The sequence below is a fragment of the Erwinia sp. V71 genome (assembly GCF_965644245.1).
Classification (GTDB): Bacteria; Pseudomonadota; Gammaproteobacteria; order Enterobacterales; family Enterobacteriaceae; genus Erwinia.
Window position 1 is genome coordinate 46,495 of record NZ_CBFFRK010000021.1, and the last position, 6,596, is coordinate 53,090.

6 protein-coding genes and 1 pseudogene are annotated in these 6,596 nt (G+C 53.2%); all 7 read left to right on the forward strand.

Annotation, left to right across the window (positions count from 1 at the left end; genetic code table 11):
• Nucleotides 1-72 precede the first annotated feature (72 nt).
• The gene (locus tag ACSZO1_RS07385) at nucleotides 73-1,059 is read left to right on the forward strand and encodes an aldo/keto reductase (protein WP_437611024.1); all 987 of its coding nucleotides are present in this window, start codon (nucleotides 73-75) and stop codon (nucleotides 1,057-1,059) included.
• Between the two features lie 20 nt (nucleotides 1,060-1,079).
• Nucleotides 1,080-2,255, forward strand: coding sequence for a hypothetical protein (locus tag ACSZO1_RS07390; protein WP_437611026.1), 1,176 nt, complete (start codon nucleotides 1,080-1,082; stop codon nucleotides 2,253-2,255).
• A gap of 10 nt (nucleotides 2,256-2,265) precedes the next feature.
• Nucleotides 2,266-3,645: an MFS transporter gene (locus ACSZO1_RS07395; RefSeq protein WP_347480372.1), complete on the forward strand. Its 1,380-nt coding sequence runs from the start codon at nucleotides 2,266-2,268 to the stop codon at nucleotides 3,643-3,645.
• 39 nt (nucleotides 3,646-3,684) lie between these two features.
• Nucleotides 3,685-4,515: a phytanoyl-CoA dioxygenase family protein gene (locus ACSZO1_RS07400; protein WP_437611028.1), complete on the forward strand. Its 831-nt coding sequence runs from the start codon at nucleotides 3,685-3,687 to the stop codon at nucleotides 4,513-4,515.
• 61 nt (nucleotides 4,516-4,576) lie between these two features.
• Nucleotides 4,577-4,960: a 5-carboxymethyl-2-hydroxymuconate Delta-isomerase gene (locus ACSZO1_RS07405; RefSeq protein ID WP_437611030.1), complete on the forward strand. Its 384-nt coding sequence runs from the start codon at nucleotides 4,577-4,579 to the stop codon at nucleotides 4,958-4,960.
• Between the two features lie 445 nt (nucleotides 4,961-5,405).
• Nucleotides 5,406-5,742, forward strand: a pseudogene (locus ACSZO1_RS07410) (hypothetical protein); the annotation flags it as partial.
• Between the two features lie 183 nt (nucleotides 5,743-5,925).
• Entirely contained in the window at nucleotides 5,926-6,474 is a 549-nt protein-coding gene (locus ACSZO1_RS07415; protein ID WP_437611032.1) for a hypothetical protein, read from the forward strand.
• Nucleotides 6,475-6,596 lie beyond the last annotated feature (122 nt).

Below are 6,596 nucleotides of genomic sequence, written 5' to 3' on the forward strand. Positions count from 1 at the left end.
TGAAAGATATTGACGTGGCGTCGATAGTTTGAAAAACATGCAGAACGATCTGTATCACAAGAGGGCGATTCGATGGTTTCCAAGATCACGCTGGGCACGCAGGGGTTGCGAGTTGGCCGTATAGGCCTGGGCTGTATGGGGATGAGTCAGTGGTATGGCGCTACGGATGACACCGAATCAGTGCGTACCCTGCATCGGGCAATAGAACTGGGAGTGGACTTCTTCGATTCGGCCGAGGCGTATGGACCGTTCACCAATGAACGGCTTTTACAGCGTGCTTTTGCCGGGCGGCGTGAGGAGGTAGTGATCGCTACCAAGTTCGGTTTCCGCATCGTTGACGACCAGATCGTTGGCGTGGATAGCTCCGTCAGCAATCTTCAGAAAGTCGTCGATGAATCGTTGAAGCGGCTGGGGACGGACTACATTGATGTGCTTTACCAGCATCGGCTTGACCCCTCTATACCCATTGAGGAGGTGGTGGGCGCGATGGCGCGTTTTGTCGAGCAAGGCAAGGTGAAATACCTGGGACTTTGCGAAGTGGGAGCACGCACCATTGAGCGAGCCCATACCACTCATCCAATTTCAGTGATCCAGGGTGAATACTCGTTGTGGGAGCGCAATGTTGAGCAAGAGATCTTGCCGCTTCTGGAAAGGCTGGGCATTGGCTATGTGGCGTTCTGTCCCTTGGGTCGGGGCTTTCTGACTGGCAAAGCCGCCAGCGCAAGCCACTACGATGCCAACGATTTCCGTCAGCAGGATCCACGTTTTCGCGAAGAAAATTTTGCCGCCAATACGTTTCTGACCGAGTCGATCATAGCGCTCGCAGCCTCCTGGGGGATGACGCCCGCGCAACTCGCGCTGGCCTGGCTGCTGACGCGCAGCCCGCATTTAGCGGTGATCCCCGGCACCAAGCGGGTAGCGTACCTGGAAGAAAACGTTGCCTCCGATGGCTGCGAGCTCACCGCCGAGCAATTGCATGCGATCGAGGCGCTGCTTGGTCAGTGGACCGTTGCCGGCGCGCGGTATGAGCAGCGAATGATGCAGTTCATTGACCGATAGACACTGCCAGGAGGCTGGACATGCAATCGTATCGTTTGCTGGATGAAACTGAACAACGTTTTCATCAGAACTTTTTGCACCGCAACGGTAACACCCAGGTTACTTCGTTGCTGACTGTGCCAGGCTGTGTCAGTGCCCTTCGGGCGAGGAAGGCGTTTAGCCAGTTGGTCGCTGACTATCCTTTTCTTCGACAGAAGATCGTTCCTGTGGGGGGGGAACAATACGGGTTTGTGCAGATTGAAGAGCAAGTCCATTCTTCGCCCTGCGCGGCTCAACCGCCGCTGCAGCCCGACATATTGCTCAGGCTTGAATTGAATCGGGTGCTGGGCGATCAAGAGTGCTGGCGCGCACTGGTCGTTCCTGATCCTGAGCTGAACCAGACGCACATTGTCCTGACGCGTAACCACGCGATCTCTGACGGCTACAGCACTGCCCGGCTGGTTAACAGCCTGGCCGGTTATCTCGGCGTGAGCCCGTCGAACTCAGATAAGCAGAAGCCGGGCGCCTTTCACCTGCGTCTGCGGTATTGGCGTGAGTATCCGATAGAGACGGGAAAAGCCAGCCATGCCGACTTTGTGAGGTTGCAGGTCAGTGCGCATGTCGCGTACCGCATCGATCACTTACGCGCGACATCGGGTTTCACCGCCAACACTATCTGGGGGGGGGTTCTGGTTTACAGCTATCTGCGGCATGCCAGTGTACCGGCAGTGGATTTGTTCACTGCTTATTCGCTGCGTGATCCAGGCAGCCACGGTCAGCCACTAAGCAAGGCCTGCATGATTGATGTGCGTGAAGCTACATTTGGCGACGAGCCGCTAGACCTGCCCGGATGTATTAAGCGCTACGGGCGAGTGGTATCCCAGGACAAGGCACTGCTTGGCACAAAACCCGGCAAGCCCGCGAACCAAAGGCCGGTAGCAGAAGATACGGTGCGACCGACACTGGCTTTCACTAACACGGGGTTGCTGGATCGCTTTTTGACGCATCCCGGGGGGCGCGTTCTTGAGTTCTCCACGCTGGTCAACCGCTCCGGCGGCAACTACGAATTCGTCCTGCACTTGGGCAAGTTCAACGGCACGTGGCATGCCGCGCTAGCCTTCAGCTCACTGAAAGTCGATCGAGTGACGGCGCTTGCCTTCAAGTCACAAGTTGAGGCGGCACTTGACGCATTGCCCACTGCGCTCAACATCCAATAAGGAATTGAAAATGAATACTTCCGACAACAAGACATTGACGCTTCTTGCCACCTGTCTGGGCTTCGTGGTGGTGTTGCTCGATGTGAGCGTAGTCAATGTGGCTCTGGAGAGATTCAAAGCCGAGTTCGCCACGGACGTGCTGCAATTGCAATGGATAGTTAACGCTTATACCTTGTTTTTCGCCTCGCTCCTGCTCACCGGTGGGGCATTAGGCGATCGCTTTGGGCACAAAACGGTGTTTTTGTGGGGATATGCAGTGTTCACCCTGGCCTCGCTAGGCTGTGGCCTGGCTCATACATTACCCATTCTGATCGGCTTTCGGTCACTGCAAGGCATTGGCGCTGCGCTGTTGGTACCGACGTCTCTGGCCCTGGTGCGTATTGCCTATGAAGTACCCGCCGAACGCAGCAAGGCTATTGCTCTCTGGGCTGGGGTTGCCGGAATCGCGCTAGCTGCCGGGCCGGTTGTTGGTGGACTGCTGATCGGCGTGTTCGGCTGGCGCAGTATTTTTTTCATCAACCTGCCCATCGGCCTGATTGGGATCGTGCTATGCATGGTCAATACACCCCGTATTGCACCCAATCACAAAGGAGGGTTCGATCTCTGGGGGCAGATCCTGGCGTTGTTCACCCTGGCCAACCTGACCTACACGGTCATTGAATTGGGCCGGGAGGGGGGCGTTGACCTGCGAGTGATTATCCACTCACTGTGTTTTGTGCTCGGGCTGATTGGTTTTATCTGGGTCGAGTCGCGCACCGCGCGTCCTATGGTGCCTCTCTCGGTCTTCAACAATGCGGCGTTCAGCCTGGCCTCGATCTTGGGGGTCATCGTGAATTTTGTGTTTTACGGACTGATATTCGTCTTCAGTATCTTTTTACAGCAGGTCAATCATTACTCGGTGATCAGCACCGGTCTGGCATTCCTACCGATGACGGGCGTCCTGTTCTTCGGCAATCAGTTGGCGGCCAGGTGGTTACCCAAACTGCGCGAGCGACGCCTGCTGGCGTTGGGACTGGCCATTGCATTGCTGGGCGTGGTTTCGCTGTGGCCATTTGTAGATGGTGCACCCTACGCAGACATTGCCGTGCAGATGTTTGTTATCGGCTTCGGTATATCGCTGACCGTTCCCACGCTGACTGCGACAGCGGTCAACCACGTCAGCAGTGACAAGTCCGGAGTTGCCTCGGCAATCGTTAATGCCTCGCGCCAGGTCGGCGGCCTGATCGGGGTGGCGATTTTCAGCTTGTTTATCAGCGTGGCCGACGCCTCCCAGTTTGGCCGCGGATTCGCCCAGGTTATCGTCCTGTCCTCGTTGCTGTTGGCGGTGGGCTGGGCTTTGACGCTCGTGTTGCTGCGCAAGCAACCATTGGCCGTGAAATCGGCTACGTGAAGCAATGCTCAAAAACCCTGAAAACGATGGAGGTTGAACATGCAAACCGTCATGAAAACTGAGTCAAATCCAGGCTACACACCTTTCCAACTAAACTCCCAGCAAATTCTGGATTTTAGGGCTAACGGATGGATGAAGCTGGAAAACGTTATTTCGGCTGAAACAGTACAGATGTTGCTGAATGAGGCCAGGACAAGGATGGGTGAGGTCGCACGCACAGTAGACCGTAACGACCCGGGCAAACAGATTGAGAATGCCTACCGCTGGTATGCGCGCTGGGATGAAGTCTCCAGCACTTGCCCGCAGATAAAGGCGCTCAGCCACTCTCCCCGACTGGCCAGTATTGCTTCACAACTGGTGGGGGAAGGTGTGCGCTTTTATTCCGACCATGTGTTCGCCAAGAACCCGGAATCCGAGGCGGGTGGAGACACGCCCTGGCACCAGGACTTTCCCCATCACCCTCTGGATCGGCAAGGTGCCTTGAACATCTGGATTGCGTTGGTGGATCTCACGCCTGAGATGGGTACCATGCAGTTTCTCAGTCGTAGTCATCGTGCGAGTATGCTGGGGCGATATTTTAACCGTCGTGATGACGTGACCTTGATCGACGAGCACCCGTGGGTACTGGATGAGTACGAAATGTCGCCGCCCATTTCACTCAAGGCAGGTGATGCCACCGTACACGACATGAACGTCATCCACGCAGCACCGGCCAATAGTTCCAACACGCCGCGCTGGGTGTATTCGACGCTCTGGCTGCCAGTTTCAGCTCGTTATACGGGAGCGTCCAACCACCGTACTGACCCGCTCGGATTAACACTCGACATGCCCATGGAGCATCCCAAGTTCCCTATTATCCCAACCCGTTGACAGGCTCATTCACCGACTGGCGATTGCCGGTCGGTTTTAGCTTGAGTCAGAGGATCTGCACATGCCACATGTTTATCTTGAATACACCGCAGGAGTCGGTGACAACATTAACGCCAGGGAAGCGATCCAGCGGCTTCATCAGGCGCTCGTCGAGGTTTCCGGATTGCGGCTGGACTTGGTCAAGACACGACTTATTCGGTACGACGACTACTTCATTGGTGACTGCGATGAACCTCAGGAATTCATCCACCTGAATGTTTCGACCGTGTCCGGAAAGGCCGGAGATGATGAGCAGCGGCGGGCGATCAGCGGTACGCTGCTGGATGTGCTTTCTGATATTTTCGAGCCTGTTTTGCAGCAACAAAAGGTGGATATTTCTGTACAGATCACTGAAGTACCGGCCAGTGGGTACGTGCGCAGGCGGTCGACGACCTTGGTTCCATGATGCTTTGGTGTGGTTGAGGGCTTGAAGGGATGTAGGCGGCGGCTCTACACCGAGACCACCGGAATTTCCGTTACTGCAAGGCTATTGATGCATATCAGTGGGTTAGAGATCTTGCCAGAAAATTGGCTTTGCGTGGTTTTGAGATAGCTCTAGTGCCTCCTGCAACAAGTGTTTCTCAGGCCACTCATTCAGATCAAGTACAGCAATCGTCCATTGAGCCTGGGCCACACTGGGTTGTGCTAGCAGCCGTATGGAAGTATGAGGCATCGACATCCGATAGGGAATGACCTAGCACAATCATTTTTACGACGACTAGGGACTAGAAAAAAGTGGAATGTTGGGCGAAATGTGGAGGTGCATAGCATGGCTCGCCTGGCCGCAATGCGGTGCCTAGCTCTGAAGCTCACCCAGCGTGGTATGCGCATCGAAATACCTGAGAACGGATGACCATGATCCTGACGCTGCAGGTCTCACCGGACCTGCGGCGCCCTATGATTTAGGGGATTCATACTGCACCAATCCTTTCTGGAGCAGCGCATGTCCTGTATTGGCTGTGATTTTAATCTGCTGAAAGACAGCGCGCGCGGGCTGATACTGGAGAGCAAAGCCTCCATACGGTGTTACTTCGAAAAGGCCCCGCTCACCCCGATGAGAAAGCCATACTGGAGCAGGATGCTGAAAAGGTTGAACAGGCTCTTATTAGTTCGGGCCCACAATCTTGGCTGCTTAAACACTTACAATTTGCAGCTACTAACACCGCGTGTGGAAATTTACAGTATTGACGAAGCTTTTTGTGATCTTATTGTTAGATTAGGATAATCTCTTTTTTAATATTTGCTCGAAACCGCACCATTGACATTACAAACTCTATACGGCAGGGTTTACAGTCTGTTACACGGAGAATAAGTCAGGCGAACTTTTTCATTGTCCACTTTTTGAGTAAATATATTTAGAGGATATAAAACGTGAGGAGTTTTACCGCCATTTTAATAATTCCTGCTCTTGTCACAGCCTGTAGCATGCAGGAAATAGCAGATACAAATAAGAAAATCAGTGATGGTGCTTCAGGTATAATGAACTCTTTGAGGGGAAACTCTAACCCATCAACTGATGTTACGACACCAATGCATTTACCTCAGTCATTAAAAAAAGAATCCAAGTCTAAAAATCATACTGTAGCTGTCGATGTAAATACTGCTGCTGCCAGAATAAAAAGACATTACAAGTTTATGTCAAGTCAGGAGCTGGATAGTTTACGGAATAGCTCTAATGACGGGGCATGGAAAGCGGCCGCTGAAGATGATGCACATCCAGTTTGGGAGGCAATACCTGGTAGCTATTATAAAATGGGCTCTGACTGGAATGATAACGATCATTTAGATGTGGAAATTGAAAAAAACGGGAGTGGGAGTAAACTCTATATAACATATTCATCGGCATCTGCAGAAAGGCTATCGGGATCTGGCGTACAGAAGTTGATGAAGGAAGTTCATTCCGTGGCTATAGGTGAGTGATATTTTATCGGGAAAAGGTAGTTATCATTATGTGTTAATGATAACGGCGGATTCAACTCCGAAGTGCAACGCTAAGCCGCCAATCTTAGCTCTGCAAACACCACAGACGGTTGCCTGAATCC

Excerpts from the sequence above, each read along its gene's own strand:
- ACSZO1_RS07385 (WP_437611024.1), top strand. The coding sequence starts at position 73 with ATGGTTTCCAAGATCACGCTGGGCACGCAGGGGTTGCGAGTTGGCCGT.
- ACSZO1_RS07390 (WP_437611026.1), top strand. The coding sequence starts at position 1,080 with ATGCAATCGTATCGTTTGCTGGATGAAACTGAACAACGTTTTCATCAG.
- ACSZO1_RS07395 (WP_347480372.1), top strand. The coding sequence starts at position 2,266 with ATGAATACTTCCGACAACAAGACATTGACGCTTCTTGCCACCTGTCTG.
- ACSZO1_RS07400 (WP_437611028.1), top strand. The coding sequence starts at position 3,685 with ATGCAAACCGTCATGAAAACTGAGTCAAATCCAGGCTACACACCTTTC.
- ACSZO1_RS07405 (WP_437611030.1), top strand. The coding sequence starts at position 4,577 with ATGCCACATGTTTATCTTGAATACACCGCAGGAGTCGGTGACAACATT.